This is a genomic window from Mucilaginibacter sp. L3T2-6 (assembly GCF_030519355.1).
GTDB lineage: Bacteria > Bacteroidota > Bacteroidia > Sphingobacteriales > Sphingobacteriaceae > Mucilaginibacter.
Window position 1 is genome coordinate 145,729 of sequence record NZ_JAUMKC010000005.1, and the last position, 19,502, is coordinate 165,230.

16 protein-coding genes are annotated in these 19,502 nt (G+C 45.7%); 6 read left to right on the top strand and 10 right to left on the bottom strand.

What is annotated here, in order from left to right; genetic code table 11:
* Window positions 1–96 precede the first annotated feature (96 nt).
* A complete protein-coding gene (locus Q3W13_RS07850) occupies window positions 97–495 on the top strand; it encodes a TIGR03067 domain-containing protein (RefSeq protein WP_302862683.1) in 399 nt (132 codons plus the stop codon).
* 37 nt (window positions 496–532) lie between these two features.
* Here Q3W13_RS07850 and feoB read toward each other — a convergent pair whose 3' ends face one another.
* On the bottom strand, window positions 533–2,647 hold the full coding sequence (gene feoB, locus Q3W13_RS07855; RefSeq protein ID WP_302862685.1) for a ferrous iron transport protein B: 2,115 nt from the start codon (window positions 2,645–2,647) through the stop codon (window positions 533–535).
* Window positions 2,648–2,659: 12 nt separating this feature from the next.
* The gene (locus Q3W13_RS07860; RefSeq protein WP_302862687.1) at window positions 2,660–2,875 is read right to left on the bottom strand and encodes a ferrous iron transport protein A; all 216 of its coding nucleotides are present in this window, start codon (window positions 2,873–2,875) and stop codon (window positions 2,660–2,662) included.
* Window positions 2,876–3,051: 176 nt separating this feature from the next.
* On the opposite strand from Q3W13_RS07860, the gene Q3W13_RS07865 reads away from it, so the two are divergent.
* Window positions 3,052–3,390, top strand: a complete 339-nt coding sequence (locus Q3W13_RS07865; protein WP_302862688.1) for a cupin domain-containing protein — start codon at window positions 3,052–3,054, stop codon at window positions 3,388–3,390.
* 243 nt (window positions 3,391–3,633) lie between these two features.
* Here the strand turns inward: Q3W13_RS07865 and Q3W13_RS07870 are convergent, their stop codons facing one another.
* From Q3W13_RS07870 to Q3W13_RS07880, 3 genes are all read right to left on the bottom strand, one after another.
* On the bottom strand, window positions 3,634–4,449 hold the full coding sequence (locus Q3W13_RS07870; RefSeq protein ID WP_302862690.1) for an outer membrane beta-barrel protein: 816 nt from the start codon (window positions 4,447–4,449) through the stop codon (window positions 3,634–3,636).
* A 155-nt stretch (window positions 4,450–4,604) separates the two neighbouring features.
* Window positions 4,605–5,402 carry a hypothetical protein gene (locus Q3W13_RS07875; RefSeq protein WP_302862691.1) on the bottom strand — a complete coding sequence of 266 codons (798 nt, stop codon included), beginning with the start codon at window positions 5,400–5,402 and terminating at the stop codon, window positions 4,605–4,607.
* A complete protein-coding gene (locus Q3W13_RS07880) occupies window positions 5,362–5,931 on the bottom strand; it encodes an RNA polymerase sigma factor (protein WP_302862934.1) in 570 nt (189 codons plus the stop codon). Before Q3W13_RS07880 ends, Q3W13_RS07875 begins: the two co-directional genes overlap by 41 nt.
* A gap of 103 nt (window positions 5,932–6,034) precedes the next feature.
* Here Q3W13_RS07880 and Q3W13_RS07885 point away from each other — a divergent pair, with 103 nt between their 5' ends.
* Window positions 6,035–7,318 carry an amidohydrolase family protein gene (locus tag Q3W13_RS07885; RefSeq protein ID WP_302862693.1) on the top strand — a complete coding sequence of 428 codons (1,284 nt, stop codon included), beginning with the start codon at window positions 6,035–6,037 and terminating at the stop codon, window positions 7,316–7,318.
* 16 nt (window positions 7,319–7,334) lie between these two features.
* Window positions 7,335–9,527 carry an alpha-galactosidase gene (locus Q3W13_RS07890; RefSeq protein ID WP_302862696.1) on the top strand — a complete coding sequence of 731 codons (2,193 nt, stop codon included), beginning with the start codon at window positions 7,335–7,337 and terminating at the stop codon, window positions 9,525–9,527.
* A gap of 13 nt (window positions 9,528–9,540) precedes the next feature.
* Here Q3W13_RS07890 and Q3W13_RS07895 read toward each other — a convergent pair whose 3' ends face one another.
* Window positions 9,541–11,121 carry a glycoside hydrolase family 10 protein gene (locus Q3W13_RS07895; RefSeq protein ID WP_302862697.1) on the bottom strand — a complete coding sequence of 527 codons (1,581 nt, stop codon included), beginning with the start codon at window positions 11,119–11,121 and terminating at the stop codon, window positions 9,541–9,543.
* 319 nt (window positions 11,122–11,440) lie between these two features.
* Here Q3W13_RS07895 and Q3W13_RS07900 point away from each other — a divergent pair, with 319 nt between their 5' ends.
* Window positions 11,441–12,352, top strand: coding sequence for a hypothetical protein (locus Q3W13_RS07900; protein WP_302862698.1), 912 nt, complete (start codon window positions 11,441–11,443; stop codon window positions 12,350–12,352).
* Between the two features lie 119 nt (window positions 12,353–12,471).
* Here the strand turns inward: Q3W13_RS07900 and Q3W13_RS07905 are convergent, their stop codons facing one another.
* The 4 genes from Q3W13_RS07905 to Q3W13_RS07920 form a co-directional block, all read right to left on the bottom strand.
* A complete protein-coding gene (locus Q3W13_RS07905; protein WP_302862699.1) occupies window positions 12,472–13,947 on the bottom strand; it encodes a M28 family metallopeptidase in 1,476 nt (491 codons plus the stop codon).
* A 34-nt stretch (window positions 13,948–13,981) separates the two neighbouring features.
* A complete protein-coding gene (locus Q3W13_RS07910) occupies window positions 13,982–14,626 on the bottom strand; it encodes a DUF4145 domain-containing protein (protein WP_302862701.1) in 645 nt (214 codons plus the stop codon).
* 99 nt (window positions 14,627–14,725) lie between these two features.
* Window positions 14,726–15,568, bottom strand: coding sequence for an isoaspartyl peptidase/L-asparaginase (locus Q3W13_RS07915; protein ID WP_302862702.1), 843 nt, complete (start codon window positions 15,566–15,568; stop codon window positions 14,726–14,728).
* Between the two features lie 80 nt (window positions 15,569–15,648).
* On the bottom strand, window positions 15,649–16,557 hold the full coding sequence (locus Q3W13_RS07920) for a cyanophycinase (RefSeq protein ID WP_302862704.1): 909 nt from the start codon (window positions 16,555–16,557) through the stop codon (window positions 15,649–15,651).
* A 260-nt stretch (window positions 16,558–16,817) separates the two neighbouring features.
* On the opposite strand from Q3W13_RS07920, the gene cphA reads away from it, so the two are divergent.
* Window positions 16,818–19,445: a cyanophycin synthetase gene (cphA, locus tag Q3W13_RS07925; protein ID WP_302862706.1), complete on the top strand. Its 2,628-nt coding sequence runs from the start codon at window positions 16,818–16,820 to the stop codon at window positions 19,443–19,445.
* The last annotated feature ends 57 nt before the right edge of the window (window positions 19,446–19,502 follow it).

Sequence of the window (19,502 nt, forward strand, 5' to 3'; positions counted from 1 at the left end):
ACTATAATTTCGATTACGCCCCAATGCATTTGTATTATATTTTAAATATTTTTCCATAATTTAGTTCTCTCCATTTCCTCTAAAAATCAATCAGTTATGAAAACATTGGCCATTATATGTTTACTGATAGCAGGCCTTACCGGCAGTAAAACCAATGACTTAAACGGTGCCTGGAAACCTGTCAGCCAGGAATTCGCCGGGAAACCTTTTCCAGCTTCGGTCTACGAAAAACAAACCCTGATTATTAAAGATAATACCTATGTTGTTACCGCGGAATCGGTTGACAAAGGTGAACTTAAATATGGCGAGGGTAACAAGATGGATATTTATGGAAAGGACGGCGTGAACGCCGGCAAGCATTTTACCGCTATTTATAAATATGAAAACGGCCAGCTCACAATCTGCTATAACCTGGCAGGCGACAGCTACCCGGAGCGTTTTGAGACCAAACCCAACACGTTGCTTTTTCTATCTGTGTTTAAGAAAGCGGAATAAGTTAAACATAGCCGTGTGCGATACCACCCGAATATGATTACCTCAACAGATGATACGCCACAAAGCTTGCCGTATATGCTAACACAGTCATATAAGCAAATTGGATAGCGGGCCAGCGCCAGTTTTTGGTTTCGCGGTAAACTACGGCCATGGTGCTGGCACATTGCATGGCGAAGGCATAAAACATCATTAATGAAAAGGCAACGGCCAGTGTAAATACCGGCTGGCCCGTTTCCGGATTTTTAGCCGACCCCATTTTCTGCTGCACCGACTCTATCTTATCTGCATTCCCGTCCACACTGTAAATAGTGGCCATCGTTCCGACAAATACCTCGCGCGCGGCAAAAGATGTTATCAACGCTATACCTATTTTCCAGTCGAAACCGAGCGGTTTTATCACAGGTTCAATGAAGTGACCGAGCGTACCTGCGTAGGAATTCTCCAGCTTTTCGGAATTAATGCTACGGGTTAAATCTTCGGGGCTAAGCTGTTTGGCGTATTGCGGTTGTTTATATTTTTGTTCGATCCTGTCGAAACGGTCGCCGGGCCCGTACGAGGCCAGTACCCAAAGGATGACCGAAACGGCTATGATAACCTTACCGGCCTGTAAAACAAACGCTTTAGAACGGTCATACATACTAAAGGCAACGTTATTCCATCTCGGCATGCGGTATACCGGCAATTCCATAATAAAATAACCACGCTCACGGCCTTTTAATATCAGCTTAAATGCAAACGCAACGATTATAGCTGATATCAGGCTGAAAATATACATGCCGGTCAACGCAAGCCCTCGCAGGTTAAATACCCACCAGACATTACGGTTGGGAACCACCAGCCCTATCAGCAACACATAAATTGGCAAGCGTGCAGAGCAGGTCACCAGCGGCGTTACCATAATAGTGATCATACGGTCCTTCCAGTTTTCGATGGTACGCGTACTCATGATGGATGGCACCGCGCAGGCAAATCCGCCTATCAGCGGAACAACAGATTTACCGTTAAGGCCAACCTTGCGCATCAGCTTATCCATCATAAAGGTAACCCGGGCCATATAACCGGTATCCTCCAATATCGAGATAAAGGCAAACAGTATCGCTATTTGTGGGATGAATACCATTACACCACTCAAGCCGCCTAAAACACCGTCTACCACAAGGCCAACCAGGGGGCCATCCGGCAGAATACTGTGCAGGTAATTTTGCAGCCATGCAAAGCCATCGCCAATTTTTTCCATCGGCCAGGCCGACCACGCAAAAATGGACTGGAACATAAACAACAATATCCCTAAAAAAATAAACAGTCCGAAAACCCGGTGAGTTAGTACTTTATCAATTTTATTGCTATGGGTCTCGTCTTTGGCAGTTTCCGGCACTTTCACAGTGTCGTATAGCAAATCATTGATAAAATTATATCGCGCGATGGTTTCAGCCCCCTGCGCTTTCTGAGAGTGAAAGGAATATTCTTTTTCCAGTTGTTCTATATGATCGCTTTCAGCGGGGGTTAAAAACTTTACTGTTTCATGCTGATGCGCCAGTTGTAAGGCCAGGTATGGATTGTCTACCTTAAGGTCTTCACGTATTTTTGCAATTAACCCCGGTGCAATTGCCTCCACATCAATGGAGGCTTCCTGTAAAGCCACTTTATTTGCAAAGCTTATAGCGGATTTTAATTTATCGATACCCTCAACTTTTCGCGCCGAGATAGGGACGACCGGTACGCCAAGCTTTTTGGCGAATAAGTCGATATCGATGCTGATGCCTGCTTTTTTCGACAGGTCGATCATATTCAGCGCAATAATAACCGGAATTTTCAGATCTGCTACCTGGCTGTAAAGCAACAGATTGCGTTTTAAATTTGTGGCATCCAGGATAACAACCACAAGGTCGGGTGTATGCGTATTTGCTTTATCGGCGAGGACAGAAAATACGATAGATTCGTCCTTGCTTTTAGGATAGAGGCTGTAAGTGCCCGGAAGGTCAATTATTTCGGCAACGCGGCCGTCGGCCAGTGTGCAAAACCCGGTTTTCTTATCAACTGTAACACCCGGAAAGTTGCCTATTTTTTGATTAAGCCCGGTTAATGTATTAAAAAGAGTTGATTTACCGGTGTTTGGGTTTCCAACGAGTGCAACTCTTATATCGGCTTTCAATTTTTGATGATACTACTGCAATATAATGGTTGACGCTTCGAATTTGCGAAGGCTAAGCTGGTAGCCTGACACATTGATAGCAATAGGGTCGCCAAGGGGAGCAACACGCGAAACGGTAACCGGCTCGCCGGGCAAGCACCCCATCTCCATCAGCTTTACCGACATTTCTAAATCTGTAAACTCTTTAACAATTCCAAATTCACCAGGTGCAAGTTCTGAAAGCGTCATATCATTAGTTAAAATCGTGCTCAAATGTATTGCTTATTTAAATTAAATCCAAATAAGAGAAGTGGAAATTTACATTGGGAATACTAAACGTAAGCCGATGATTAAAGTTACACAGCGATTAATTGCTTACTGTGCTATATTTGATCCCAACACTGTTAAGCGGAGGAATTACTACCATGATAACATCAACCCAAAACGCCGAGCATTACACCTGGGGTAATAATTGCGATGGCTGGCATTTGCTCAGGTCAGACAGCTTAAGTATAATACAGGAACGTATGCCGCCGGGAACGGGAGAGCAACTGCATTTTCATCATCATGCACAGCAGGTATTTTATGTTCTTTCCGGCACAGCAACGTTTGAGGTAGCGGGCGAAATTTTTACGGTTGCGGCTAACCAATCCATTCATATACCGCCAGAAACACGCCACCGTATATCCAATAATGCCGCTGAAGATTTGCATTTCCTGGTAATATCCGAGCCGAAGGCTCATGGCGACAGGGTGAATTTATGAGCGTTGTTGTAAGGTTGGAATGTTGTTTTTTGTGATATTCTCAGAAACTGTCTAAAAACGGTTGCCAATAATTATTACAGGGCATTAGCCCCCTCTAAATCTCCCCCGATGGGGAGACTTTAGCTTAGAAATATTTTAAGCCCTCCCTTCCGGGGAGGGTTTAGGTGGGGCTAAAACTGGTATATTTATTTTTTTAGACAGCTCATAACCTTTCAACTTTACAACATTCCAACGTTTCAACAATTAAAATCCCAAAGTAAACCCGAAAGAGAAATTCTTCAGGCCTTTCTGGGCGGGGCTGTTCTCGAACATATCGTTGAAATAATATTTGGCGAAGATGCCTAAATCGCCATAGCCCATGCGAACAAAGCCCCCATAGCGGAAGTGGGCGAAGTGGTAATCGTCGTCAAACTTTTGCTTGCCGTTTTCATGACTGATTTGTTTTACCCTTCCATTCAGCAGGAAGCCGCCATCCGGCCCGAAGACAAAGTGTGCTCTTTTGCCGCGTGAATCTTCGTTGGTGCGAAAATCAAATGAGAGCGGGATGCGCAGGTAGCTGGATGAAAAGCGGTTTTTACTATAATGGATATCATCCTGGCGATAGGTGAGCACCGGCTGGTTTGGCAGGATGGTAATATCTTCCCGCAGGCGTATCAGCGTCCAGTCGAACCCGCCGGAAAGATAAATTTTAAAGTTCGGGCTAAACCGAACGCCCATCTGCACCAAATCAAAGCCTACATTACTGGTTTTCCATGAGCGGTACCGTAAAAAGTTATTGGCAGGCGACAGGGTAAAGCTGCCATTATCGATCAGGGTAGCCAAACCTAAATCGAATCGCGAAAAAGTAAGCCCGAACGAAAAGCGCGGGTAAGCGTGTTCATTGTAAGTGGTAGTATCATGCCTGCGCCTGTGTTCGCCTTCTTCGCCATAACCGGCGTAAAAATGAAAGCCATGTTCCTTGGTAGAGTCCTTTTGACTTCTCGTGCTATCAGATGAATTTTGCGCAATAGCGCCGTATACCGATAAGCTTAGTACTGCTGTGTATATTAATCGTTTCATTTTTGTGTTATTGTTATTTGGTTGTTTGAGCTGTTGTATGATGTTGATTGAAAATGAAAAGCATTATGTACACTCCGCTCAGTTAACTATCGCCGGCAACATGTACACCTTGCCGCCGTAATCAACCGCTCACCCAATCAACTTAATTAACTCATTTATTTTTCTTTATCTCTTTTAAATTTTAAAATCCCCAGGTTCACTGCCGATATATTTGATGATTCGTCATCATCGGAATTGCTGAACTCTATTATTTTATCTTTCCGCTTATCTACAGCTGCAATTACCGTATTCAAAAATCCGCCTATGCCGTGTACTTTGCGTTTGGGCTTTGGCTGGTCCGCTTCCTGCTTGCCGGCAGCCGGAACAGTTGCCGCCGTTATGCTTTGAGTTGATGCCTGGCTATCGGTTATCAACGGCCTGGTGATTATTGGCGTAGCATCGGATGGCAAAACCGGGCTTATAGGTTCCGGTTTCTGCTCAACAACTGCCAATACGGATTGCTCATTATGCTTTCCCGCATTTTCAATAACCGCCGCAGCTTCATGTACTTTTATAGCCTGGTTAACCGGCTTTGCCTTTACATGCACTAACTGGTTAACCGGAGGGGCCTCGCGTGCTCCGGATGTTTTTGACTCCGCTTGCCGTATAACCGGTTCCGGCTTCATAACAGGCGGCCGCGTCTTTACAATAGCATTTTTAGCAGGATGTTTTACACCGGCAGGTTTTTTCTGCGGGATAAATAATATTCCGGCGGCTGCCAGTATAGTAATGCTGGCTGCAATGCTCAGCCAGGGGAGCAATGTGCGATAACGTTGTTTGCCGTCGAGCCGCTCGGTTATGCCCAGCCAAACCTGCGAGGTAGGCTCTGCCTTAAAGTTTTCCAGTTTGGAACGAAATAAGCTGTCAAATTCTTTATCCTGCATATCCATATCTTTTACCTTCCATTTTTGCAATTTGTTCTTTTAATACCGCCCTGGCTCTTGACAATTGCGATTTCGACGCGCCTTCACTTATTCCAGCCATCTCTGCTATCTCGCGGTGCGAATAACCTTCTATGGCATATAAGTTAAAAACAATGCGGTAACCCGGAGCCAATTGCTGTACCAGTGCCATTAAATCATTTGCGGCAAGCTTTGAGGTGGCCAGAGCATCCACTGATGAATGTGAATCGACCTGCTCTACATCCACCAACTGCACCATTTTATGATATTTGCGGTAATATTCTATCGAGCTGTGGACCATGATCCGCCGTATCCACCCTTCAAACGAGCCCTCGCCGCGATAATCTTCTATCTTCTGGAATACTTTAATAAACCCGTTCTGCAGCATATCTTCGGCTTCCATCCGGTCAGTCGCGTAGCGTAAACAAACGCCCAGCATTTTCGAAGCAAATTGCTTGTAAAGCAACTCCTGCGCTTTGCGCTCGTTGGCCTTACATCTTTTTATCAGTTCGTCAATAGTATATTTATGCTCCAAAAACATCATTTAAAGGTAAGATGAAAAGGCTAAGCAAATGGTTGCATGGTATTAAAAATAATTTTAATATCTTGCTTTCCAGGTCTCCTAATACTTATCTGCGCTTAACATGATGAAAATAATCAAGTTCTCACTTGCACTGCTCCTGCTGGTTAATGTGTCCGTTGCGCAGCCAAAAACAACAGACACGCTTATGCTGCTTAAACCCGATCGTGTGTTCGATGGACAACAAATGCACAGCGGCTGGTGGGTACTGGTAAAAGGCAGGCATATTGAAGCCGCCGGCGAGCCTGGCAGTATAAGCGCCCCCTCTTCAGCCAGAATAATTGAACTTAAAGGAACAACCTTAATGCCGGGAATGATTGAAGGACATTCACATTTATTCCTTCATCCTTATAACGAAACTACCTGGAATAACCAGTTACTGACTGAAAGCCGGGCAGAACGTACAGCACGGGCTGTGGAGCATGCAAAGGCCACATTAATGGCAGGTTTTACAACCGTGCGTGATTTGGGTACCGAGGGCGCCGGTTATGATGATGCGGGCTTAAAGGCCGCCATTAATAAGGGTGTTATTCCCGGCCCGCGTATGCTGGTGGCCACACGCGCAATAGTGGCGACAGGGAGTTATGGCCCCAAAAGTAATGTAGCCGAAGCCACAGTTATAAAAGGCGCCGAGGAAGCGGATGGGATTGATGGGATAACCCGTGTGGTTCGTTCGCAAATTGGCTATGGCGCTGATGTAGTTAAAATTTATGCCGATTACCGCTGGGGAGAAAATGAGGTTACTGCACCCACGTTTACCGAAGAAGAGCTTAAGAAAGCTGTTGAGGTTGCCAAAAGCAGCGGCCGCATGGTGGCGGTTCATTCCGGTACGGAAGAGGGCATGCGCCGGTCGATAGCGGCAGGGGTAACTACTATTGAACATGGCGATGGCGGCACACCCGAACTGTTTAAGCTAATGAAAGAAAAAGGGATAGCCCTGTGCCCGACGTTAGCCGCAACGGAAGCCATACTGAGCTATGCCGGATGGAAAAAGGGCGTTGGAGCAGAACCGGAAGCTGTAAAACAAAAGCACAAAATGTTTACCGAGGCCTTGCGATCGGGCGTGGCAATTTTAATGGGCGGCGATGTTGGCGTGTTCAGCCATGGCGATAATGCCCGCGAAATGGTGCTGATGGCCGAGTATGGTATGAAGCCAATCGATGTATTACGGTCGGCTACAAGTGTCAATGCGACAATTTTTAAATTAAATAACCTCGGATATATAAAAAGCGGCTATCTTGCCGATATTATTGCCGTTGAAGGGAACCCTGCGGAAGACATCAAAGCGGTGAAGCAGGTAAAGCTGGTGATGAAGGACGGCGTAATCTATACCAATTCAGTAAACTGAACCAACACATATTAACATGAATAAAATAGGCTCAAAAGGTTTGTTTAGCGGAATAATTGTGTCTTTAGCCATGATAGCATCGGCAAGGGCGCAATCTGTAGTGATACCGGTAGAAACCAAAGACAACGCCCTGGTACTTGAAGTGGGTAACGACCGGGTTTTAAATATGGTGTATTTCGGTGGCCGGCTCGGCAATAAAGACGAGTATAAAAATATCGGCGGCCTCAACAACTTTAGCGGCACCATTGGTTCCTATAACAACGCCTATACAACTGCCGGTACAAGCAACCTGGTAGAGCCGGCTATACAGGTAACCCATGCCGACGGCAATAAGTCGCTGGACTTGAAATATGTAAATCACACCGTCACAAAAATTAGTGACGATGTGAGCCTGCTGAGCATTAATTTAAAAGACCCCGTTTATAATTTTGAGGTGACGCTTAACTATAAAACCTATTACGACGAAAACGTTACCGAGCAATGGAGCGTAATAAAAAACCGCGAGAAAAAAAGCGTAGTGCTTAATAAATATGCGTCGGCAAACCTTTGTTTGCAAGGCAGCGAGTACTGGCTGAAACATTATCATGGCGACTGGGCTCAGGAAATGAAGCCGGAGGAAGAACGCTTATCAAACGGTATAAAAACGATCGATTCTAAACTCGGAACACGTGCCGATCTTTTCCAGCCGCCTACCTTTATGCTTTCGTTGGGCAAATCAGCAACCGAAGAATCGGGCGAGGTAATGTACGGCAACCTGGAATGGAGCGGTAACTTCAGGCTCGATTTTGAGGTTGACCCCTCTAATCATTTACGCCTGATCGCAGGTATAAATAACTACGCTTCCGATTATGTTCTTAAAGCAGGAGGCGATCTTGAAACGCCAAAATTTGTTTACACACTGAGCGATAAGGGGAAAGGCGAAGCTACCCATAACTTTCACAACTGGGCACGCAAGTATAAAATTGCAGATGGCGAAGGACCAAGGTTAACGTTGCTAAACAATTGGGAGTCAACTTATTTTGATTTTAATGAGGATAAGCTGGCCAGCCTTTTGAAGGACACCAAAAAGCTAGGCGTTGATTTGTTTCTGCTGGACGACGGTTGGTTTGGCAATAAATATCCCCGCAACGGCGATCATGCCGGCCTGGGCGACTGGCAGGAGAATAAAGCCAAACTACCCCATGACATAGGCTACCTGGTAAAAGAGGCCAATATGAACGGTGTGAAATTCGGTATTTGGGTTGAGCCGGAAATGGTTAATCCCAAAAGTGAGCTATATGAGAAACATCCTGACTGGGTAGTAAAGCAACCGCAGCGTCCGGAAATATATATGCGCAACCAGTTAGTACTTGATTTGACCAACCCTGCTGTGCAGGATTTTGTTTTTGGCGTAGTTGATGGCCTGTTTACTAAAAATCCAGACCTGGCCTATATTAAGTGGGATTGTAACTCAGTGATTTTTAACGCTAACTCGGCTTACGAAAAAAATCAATCCAACTTTTATACCGATTACGTTTTTGGCCTGTACAAGGTACTCGACCGTTTGCGCTCCAAGTATCCCAAAGTGCCGATGATGCTCTGCTCCGGCGGCGGCGGCCGTGTTGACTATGGCGCGCTGCATTACTTTACCGAATACTGGCCAAGCGATGACACGGACCCTCTCGAGCGGATTTTTATACAATGGGAGAACTCCTATTTTTATCCTGCCCTAACCAGCTCAAACCATGTAACCGATTGGGGCAAACAGCCGATAAAATTCAGGGTTGATGTAGCCATGATGGGCAAGCTGGGGTTTGATATTGTGGTAGGGAAGCTGAAACCTAATGAACTTGCCTTTTGCCAGGCAGCAGTAAACACCTATAAACAATTTAGTGAAGCCATCTGGCATGGCGATCAGTACCACTTACAAGACCCGCGGGAGAATGATATCGCCTCGGTCATCTACGTCGATCAGGCTAAAAGTTCTGCCATCATGTTCAATTATTTGGTAAACTGGCGCGTTGGCACAGAGTCTAATGCGCCTATCAGGCTCAAGGGGCTCGACCCGGAAAAAAAATATAGAGTCGAGGAAGTGAATGTTATGCCGGGATCTCGTTCCACTATTAAACCGTCGACCTATAGCGGTAAATTTTTAATGACGGTGGGTGTTAACCCGGATGTAAAGAGCTGGAGACCGAGCGTGCTGATTGCGGTGAAGGAGTTAAAATAATATCTGTACCTGTCTACTTCGCCGTACCGGCAATGGTTGGCGAGGGGTCGCTCTCGTTTTTTAGCCTGTCCAGCGCGGTGACGACATACATATAGGTTTTGCCTCTCGGTACGCTGTCATCCACAAAGGAGGTACTGTTATTATATTGGATATGCAGAATATGCTTCGGATCGTTCAGGTTAATCTTCTCCTTTTCTTCGAAGCGGTAAACAACATAGCCATAAGCGGTTTCGTTATCTTTTGCCGGCAGAGGTGTCGTCCACTTTAGCTGTACGCTATGCAGCATTGGCGTTGCCGTAAAGTTTTGAGGAGCGTTAGGCGGAATAGAATCCAGCCATAGCATCACCGGCGGCAGGGCCGGGTATTTATAATAGTTCTCTTTTAGTGAGTCAGCAAAGCCAAGCGGGTTATTTATTAAAGATTTGGAGCTAAAATACACGCTCCCCTGCACCCTTGGGTTAGCACGCAGATATTTTATCTGGTCGGGCATTTGTGCGGGATTTTTAAACTTGTTAACCTTGCGCTCGTTTATACGGTAAGCCGCCATACCTATATATAAATGCCGTCCGTAGGTGTTGTCGCTCCACCAGTTCACTAAGGTATCAAAAGCAGCTGAGCGGTCGCCGAGCGGCCAGTATAGCTGCGGATTAATATAATCCACCCAACCCTCTTTCACCCATTTGCGGGAATCAGCATAAAGTTCGTAATTAGATGAGCCCCCATGTGTTGCAGAGCCTTCGGGGTTTTGGTATTTATTAGCCCATATGCCAAACGGACTTATACCAAATTTTACCCTGGGGTTATGCGCCTGTATACTGTCGCTCAGCATTTGTATCAGCGTGTCTACATTATGGCGGCGCCAGTCTTTAATATCATCGTAGCCCTGTCCGTATTCGGCGAATGTTTGGGCATCATTAATTTTTTGTCCGTCGATTGGGTATGGATAAAAATAATCATCCATATGTACACCGTCGATATCATAATTATCAACTACATCCAAAAACACCTTCACGATGTAGTCACGAACTTCAGGAATCCCCGGATTAAATAATTTAATTCCTCCGTAGGTAAAAAACCATTCAGGTTTTATCCGCGTGATATGGGCCGGGCTCAGCAGAGAAAACCTTCCATCATTTGTGGCGCGGTATGGGTTAAACCAGGCATGCAGTTCCATGCCGCGCTTATGCGCTTCTGTTATGGCGAATTCAAGCGGGTCGTATGACGGATTAGGCCCCTGTCCCTGTTTTCCGGTGAGCCATTTGGACCATGGCTCGCGGCTTTTGGCATAAAATGCATCGGCGGCTGGCCGTATCTGAAACATCACTTCGTTAATGCCCTGGCGCTGATGGGCATTCAGGCGATCGATCATCTCCTGTTTTTGCTGGTCGGTTGGCAAGCCGGGTTTGCTTGGCCAGTCAATATTTTCAACGGTGGCTATCCAAACACCCCTGAACTCCCGCTTTGGCGGCAGGGTATCGGCAATCGCCTCTTTTTCATCGGATATTGAATCAATCGCTGGCTTTAGTTGCGCCCGTGCATGTGTACAAAATATTAAAATAGAAATCAGAAGAATCACCAGCCGTTTTATGCGCATCAAACAGAATTTTTAAAAGCTGCAAAGATATAAAACTCGTTGCCTGCCTGTTTTAGTATAGTTTATAATAATTGACCGTATTTTGTGTTTTAATCTTATTGTGTTTATTTTTAACAAATCTTAAACGCCATATTATACCATTTACAGCGTAATAGCGTTATATATTTCCCGCTTGATTGGATAATATGCGATAAAATCAATAATTATAAACCCCTGATTAATACTTAAAAAAAGTTAAAACAAATAAGTTATAACATTTATTTAAGTACAAAGCCGGTACACGTTTAGTATTATTGAACATTTAAAACATCAAATTGTTATGGAAGATACCACAAGCCAACAGCCCAAAAAAAACTCAAATGTCATATACTTCCTTATTGTGGTAGTATTGGCTTTGCTTGCTACGGATGTGTACTTGTATTTGCAGAAGAATAAATCCGATACAAAAATAGTTTACCAGAACGATGAACGGACCAGGCTGCAAACGGAACTTGACAGCCTTGAGGCGCAGATAGAACAGGTTAATGCCGGAAAAGCTAAGATGTCTCAGGCACTGCAGGCAAAAAACGATTCGCTGAAAGCACAGATCAGGGTACTGCGTTCCAAGCTTGCCCAGGGAAAATTAACCGCTGCCGAACTGAAAAGTGCACAGGAAGACATAAAGCAGCTACGTTATAACGTAACAACATTTACCGCGCAAATTGAGGAGCTGAAGAAACAAAACGCCGCATTGACCAATGAAAGGGATACTTTAAAAACCAACCTGGCCACCGCCGCTAAAAGAGACAGCGCCCTTAGCAAACAAAATGCTGATCTGGGTAAAACTGTTAAGATAGCATCTGCCTTAAAGATTGCCACTGTAGATGTGGTAGCCTACAAAATAAAGGGGAGCGGCAAAGAGGTGGACACCAAACGCTCCAAGGTTGCCAAAAAGATTAAAATAAACTTTACGATAGCTGCCAATTCTGTGGCTGAAAAAAACATGCACGATATTTATCTGCGTGTAATCGATCCTACCGGGAACCTGATTACGGGCAGCGATTCAGGAACCTTTAATGCGGACGGCCAGGATTTACAATATACCTATAAAACAGCCATTGAGTTTAAAGACGACGGCAGCGGTTATACTATCGACTGGATAAACCCGTCAGCTTTTCAGAAAGGCTCATACACCGTTTTGTTATATGCTGATGGATACACTATGGGAAAGACAAGTTTTGAGTTGAAATAGGTCCGGAAAGCCCGAAAGATAAGACAAAAAAGCGCCGCTGAGAAGATCCCAGCGGCGCTTTTTATTTCTGCTATACAGGAACACATACCCGGGTTACAGAGCTTATTAATGTTGTGTCGCTACTTGCCGAACAATGCCTTCCATGCCTTTTCATACTCATCATTTGCCGTCCATGTGGGCTGGCCCGGCTCATCAGCGATGTATTTGGCAGCCAGCGTATATGATTCGAAGAACTTCATAACATAGTTTTTGTCCATGTTATCAAATTCATCGCTAAGCTGATGATAACGGTTAGTAATTGTTTCATCAAAGGTCTTCATGCCAAGGCTATAAGTAGGTGCAGGAATACCTTTACCTGCCAGCGGATAATTATCACTTCCGGAAAATAGCTGACCGCCGGTTGGATCGCCGCCAACACGCAACCCGTATGCAGCACAGGCTTTTTTAATGAGCGGGTCGGCGCTGGTGCGGCCAATACCAACAAGCGATATCAGGGTGGTATCATTGTAACTTGCATTATCGATGTTCAGGTTATACACAGTTTGTTTCAGTGGCAACACGGGATGCGCTGCGTAATAGGCGCTGCCCAACAGTCCTTCTTCCTCTGCAGTATAAGCGATGAAAAGTATGGAGCGTTTCGCCGGATGCTTGCCGAAATACCGCGCAGCCGCTATTATGGCTGCGGTACCTGAAGCATTGTCTCGGGCGCCATTGTAAATGCTGTCAAGTTTGCCATCTTCCTGTTTGGGGCTTGACGTTACACCCAAATGGTCGTAATGCGAGGACAGCAAAAGGTATTGCCCGCGTAATGCAGCATCCGTACCAGGAATATAAGCCATCACATTTTTAAGCGCGAGGGTGCGGGTTTTTGTGCCTGTTATAGCAATGCCGGCCGTTATTCCAGGTTTTGTAATGGCATCATCAAGCGCTGTACTGTTTATCAATATTGCGGGCAGTAAATGGGCCTGAGCTTCCTCCACCGGTTTGCTTCCTGACAGGTAGCCGGACATTTCGTTCCAGAAGCCGGGCGCCGCATCCCATTGCTCAACCAATGCGGCAGCGCCTTTATCTTTAAGCATTTTCTGCAGGTCTGCCACCTCACGGTATAGCTTCGACATATTGCTTTGGTCAACCTTGCCCATATCCAGCAGTACTACTTTTCCCTTAACATCCAACGGAGCTAATTCTTCTTTTGAGCCTTTACCTCCGTAAGCAACCGGGGCATTTACATTTACATCCAGGGCATTTACCTGGGCGGCGTCAACACCGGTTTTAAAAGTTGTTGTTCCTAAGGTTATGGTCCCCGATTTAGATGGCGTTATCATCTTCAGGTCGAAAAGCTGAAAATACCCTTCAGCACCTTTTAGGGGCTTTGCGCCTGCAACCTTAAACTGATCGGCTATATATTGGGCAGCGGTATCTATTTCAGGTCGTTCTATATTACGCCCTTTAAGCTCGTCGGAAGCCAGGTATTTCAATGTGCCAAGCGCAACATCCGGCGGATTTACTGCCGCGATGTCCTTTATGTCTTTTTGCTGTGCACAGGCCACAGTACCCGTAACAAGCAAGCCCCAAAGGGTCAGTTTTATTTTCATGGTAGTAAATTAAATGCTAGGTAAATACCTGGTGTCAAGATGTAGAAGCGTCGTTTGGCACTTTTCTCAACTTATTAAGCTTTTCTAGTAAGTCATCCAGTTGATAGACTGCCTTTAAAATTTCCTTGACTAATTCAATAGATATTTCTATCTCATTCTTACCAATTTCTTCAAAATCTTTTGCGACTATATGAGCAGCGTCGTTTCCCATTAATTTTAAAACCTGCATGCTATCGATTAAAGCATTGGGAACGGTTATCAATTTGCTTAAGGACCTAAGCTTTTGATGGAGATTTGCACCGGGAGCTTTTTTGTCTTCGCAAATGGCCTCTAAGGTCTTTCGCAACATCATGCCTGATGCTATATAACATTCAGTCGCATGACAGGTAACGGCTTCGTCGAAAATTTTTATAATATTTCCAGGAATTTTTTCTCGATTTATAGAGATTTTTATAGGTGGATATATATTTAATCCTTTGCCTGTTAAAATAAAAAAAATCAAACCCCTACAGTCTTGATTAGGACAATATCTTATTCCCGCTATCGCCTGTCGGTCTAGCCACAAATCCTTAGGACTTAATATGTCAAAAGTGCCTTTAGTTTGGCAAAATGGACACTCAGATACCACCCGTGTCGTCGAAGGCTCTTTAGACTCTTGAGCAGCTACTTTATAATACATAAGATAAATATAGGCATTAGATAATAGCTTTGGGAACCTTTATGAAGATAAATTTATTCGGGTCAAGCGAGATATCATTGTAAATTCATACTGTTTATTTCAAGCAAATACTTCCACCTTCTCATCATACGATGCCCAAACCATATACGGATGCGTATCGGCATGATAAATTTCCCCGGTGGCGGATATGCCGATAATGCCGGCAAAGCCATCGTAGGGCTTCAGTTCGTTTAGTGTTTTTTCGGTGGCAAGAGCCAGGGGCATACCGTCGGTTACCCGGGTTACAATAGTTGATGCTACCGCTCCGCTTACAATATCCTCGCCCACGCCGGTGCATGATACACCGGCAAGTGCATTGGCATAATTACCCGCGGTAGTAGCCGAGTCGCTTACGCGCCCGGGTATTTCAAAGCCCTTACCCCCTGTTGAGGTTGCGGCAGCAAGATTGCCGTATACATCCAGCGCTACACAACCAACCGTCCCCAGGCGGACGGAATCACTAAGCTTTTTCTCGTATTCCTTGCGGCGTTGGGGTATTTCCGGGTTATAATATTTAAAGCCATTTTCGCGGGCAAATGCGAGGGCGCCATTGCCGCTTAAGACCCGGTCATCAAAAGGCATTAATTTTTCAGCTATGCAGATGGGGTTTTTTACATCCTCGATATTGATTACACCCGAAAAGCGCATGGTTTTGCCATCCATTAGCGAGGCACTTAATCTTATCTTGCCGTCGCTCTGTATCTGCGAACCGGTGCCTGCGTTGAAAAGTTCGCAGTTCTCGAGCAGGCAGGTGGTATATACCACCGTTTCAACAGCCGTATGGGTTTGCAGGTATTTATGGCCAAGCTTCACTATCTCTGCCAGCGCGTCCTGCTTGGCCTTCTTTACTTCCTGATTTGTCTGCGATTCGCTGAAAAACCCACCGTGGATTATAATCTTCATGTTTTTGATTTTTAATCCGGAAAGACAAACGCATGCCTGGTCCGGCACTAATCTTCAGTCTCTAATTAACTGATCTCTTATCAGCTTCCCAACCCTGTCACATGGGCTACAGAATCCTCGGCCCTGGCCGATTGTTTGATGATGAGCTGATTTTGTAACAGATCGTACTTGTCAAAAATAGACATTACGCTTACCCGCATATTTTTGATGGATACCGGCATGCCCATTTCCACGTCGTAGATATTCGTTTCTGCCATTTTGCGGCCGTTAACCAATATGGTAAGGCCCGAGCCTATGGCTTCCATCATGGTTCCGCCGGTTATCAGTAATCCGGCGTCCTCACCCAAGCCAATACCCAGCATTCCCGGGTTGCTGGCCACAGCATACAGCAGCCTGCCGATGCGTCCGCGCTGAACAAAATGCGTGTCAATAATAACCGAGTCGATAAAGCCGAGGCCAGCGGTAATTTGTACCTCGCCCTTTATCAGCGCCTTGCTGCTTTGGCCGCGGTAAATCATGTTGGTGGAAGCTGCTGCCGCCCCTGCCGATGTGCCTGCAATTACAAAATGCTCATTCTCATAGCGCTCTTTTAATATGCTCAAAAATTCAGTGCCGCCAAATATCGAGCTTAATCTTAACTGATCGCCGCCGCTAAACATTACGACATCGCATTTACGGATACGCTCCAGGTATTCAGGGCTGGCTGCATCCTCGCGGCTGCGGATATCGAGCACACCTACTGTTACATCCAGGTAGCCGAAAGCCTCTTTGTATTCCTCTCCCACCAGTTCGGGTATTTGCGAGGCGGTAGTGATGACCTCCACAACCGATGCGGTTTGCTTAGCCGACTCCGTAATAATGCGCTTCAGGATGCCATGCTCAAAAAACTTAAGGTGGTCAGGCTTTACAATATTTTCCTGAGCAGTTAAGTTCGTATTCATGTCGACGGCGCCGCCGATAATTATCAGTTTACCCTTCGGGACAGTCATTTTTCAGTCGATTAAATTAGATTATGCTGACTAAGTTGATTGAGTGACCAGCGGTTATTGAGCTAATTTTATTAAATATTAACTTAAGCAAACACTCACTTAGTCAACTATTCACCATCATCCTACAAATTAAAATAAAAACGGCCATAAACACAGGTATTTGTAAATAATAATCCCTTTTTTGGCGGAAAAGTTTTGTTAAAGGCCGAAGTTAATTAGCTTTAAGAGAAATTACTTCGCAACACAACTGCAACATACTTATGAAAATAGAAAATATACAAGTTCTTCGCGGCCCCAATATCTGGAGCATAAACAGGAAGAAATTAATCCAGATGCGGCTGAACCTGCAGGAGATGGAAGACCGCCCGACAAATACCATCGAGGGTTTTTATGACAGGCTTGAAAAACTGCTGCCCAGTTTGTATTCGCACCGCTGCTCGCCAGGTGTTGAGGGTGGTTTTTTTCAGCGTGTTATTGCGGGTACTTGGATGGGGCATGTAATTGAGCATATCGCGTTAGAGATACAGACCCTTGCCGGCATGGATACCGGTTTCGGGCGGACGCGCGAAACCAAAACCAAAGGCGTTTACAATGTGGTTTTTAATTATGTAGAAGAGAAAGTGGGTGTCTTTGCAGCAGAATCAGCAGTAAAAATTGCGGAAGCGCTAATCAAAGGGGAAGATTACGACCTTGACCGCGACATTCAGAAAATGCGCGAGATACGTGAAAATACCCGCCTGGGGCCGAGCACAGGTTCTATCGTAGAAGAAGCCATTGCCAGGGACATACCCTGGATAAGGCTCAATAACCAGTCGCTGGTGCAGTTGGGTTACGGTAAAAACCAGGTGCGCTTTCGAGCCACTATGACGGAGCGTACCAGCAGCATCGCTGTAGACATTGCCAGCAATAAAGATGAAACCAAACGGATGCTGCAGGAGCAGGCCATTCCGGTTGCTAAAGGCATTACTATATCATCATTAGAAGGCGTAGACGAAGCCATTCGCAAAGTTGGTTTCCCGCTGGTGTTTAAACCGCTGGATGGCAACCACGGCCGCGGCATTTCCATCAATATCAAAACGCGCGAAGATGCCATTGCCGCTTACGAGCATGCCTCGCGCATATCCCGCCGGGTAATTGTGGAACGGTTTGTTACCGGATATGATTTTCGCGTGCTGGTTATCGACAACAAAATGGTGGCTGCCGCATTGCGCGATCCGGCTCATGTTAAAGGCGATGGCATATCAACCATACAGCAGCTCATCGACAAAGAAAACACTGACCCGCGCCGGGGCTATGGTCACGAAAATGTGCTCACCCTGATTTCTGTCGATCGCGATACGCTAGACCTGCTCGAAAAGAAGGGTTATACTTTAGAGACCGTGCCTGCCAAAGGCGAAAAGGTATTTGTAAAATCAACTGCAAACCTGAGTACCGGCGGCACCTCAGTAGACGTTACCGACCATGTGCACCCGCAAAATATTTTTATTTGCGAGCGTATTTCGAAAATCATCGGTTTGGATATTTGCGGCATTGACATTATGGCCGAAAACCTGACCGAGCCACTTACCGAAAACGGCGGCGTGGTGTTGGAGGTGAATGCGGCCCCGGGCTTCCGCATGCATATAGCGCCAAGCGAAGGCCTGCCGCGCAATGTGGCCGGGCATGTTATTGATATGCTGTACCCTCCGGGGAAATCGGCCCGCATACCGATCATTGCCATCACGGGCACCAATGGTAAAACTACTACTACGCGTCTTATAGCACATATCGTGAAAAATGAAGGCCATAGGGTGGGTTTTACCACCTCAGACGGCGTTTATGTACAGAATACCATGATGCTGAAGGGCGACACGACCGGCCCGGTAAGCGCGGAATTTATCCTGAAAGACCCGACAGTTGACTTTGCTGTGCTTGAAACAGCCCGCGGCGGCATCCTGCGCGCCGGCCTTGGCTTTGGATTTTGCGATATAGGCGTGGTAACCAACATCCAGGAAGATCACCTTGGCCTGGCAGATATTCATACCCTCGATGACCTTACCCGCGTAAAAGGCGTAGTGGTTGACGCTATAAAAAAAGATGGCTGGGCCGTGCTTAATGCCGATAACGAATACTGTGTACGCCTGGGCAAAAATGCCCATTGCAAGGTGGCCTACTTTAGCATGAACGAAAATAACCCCATTATAAAATCGCACTGCAAAAAAGGCGGTATCGCCTGTATTTATGAAAATGGCTTTGTAACTATACAAAAAGGCGACTGGAAGATACGCGTACAGCGTACCACACTTATACCGGTAACATTTGGCGGCACGGTACCCTTTATGATTGAGAATGTGCTGGCCGCAACGCTCGCCACATATCTTTACGACTTTAAAACGGACGACATTAAAATATCGCTGGAAACTTTTATCCCGTCCGCCGCACAAACGCCGGGACGAATGAATATCTTCAACTTCAGGGATTTTCGCTTCATGATTGACTTTGCCCACAACCCGGCAGGCTTCAGGGGAATTAAAGAGTTTTTAACCCATATTGATTCGCCGCTCAAAATCGGCATAATAGCCGGTACCGGCGACAGGCGCGATGAAGATATTCGCGAATTAGGGAAGCTATCGGCCGAAATGTTTGATTATATCATCCTGCGGCAGGAAAAGCACCTGCGCGGCCGCACTGCTGAAAACATTGTGGGGCTATTGCTGGAAGGTATTCATTCTGTAGATCCGGATAAGCAATACGAAGTGGTGCCCAACGAAGTTGATGCCATTAAACACTCTATGAGCCTGGCCAAATCCGGTACATTTATAGTAGCGTTGAGCGACGTGATAGACAATGCGATTGAAACCGTACAAAACTACCAGGAGCAGGAAAGGAATGGAACCTTTGTGGTATAATGGAAACGTGTTGTTGGTCACCTAACATTCATATACTAAATAATTGCCGCTATCAAT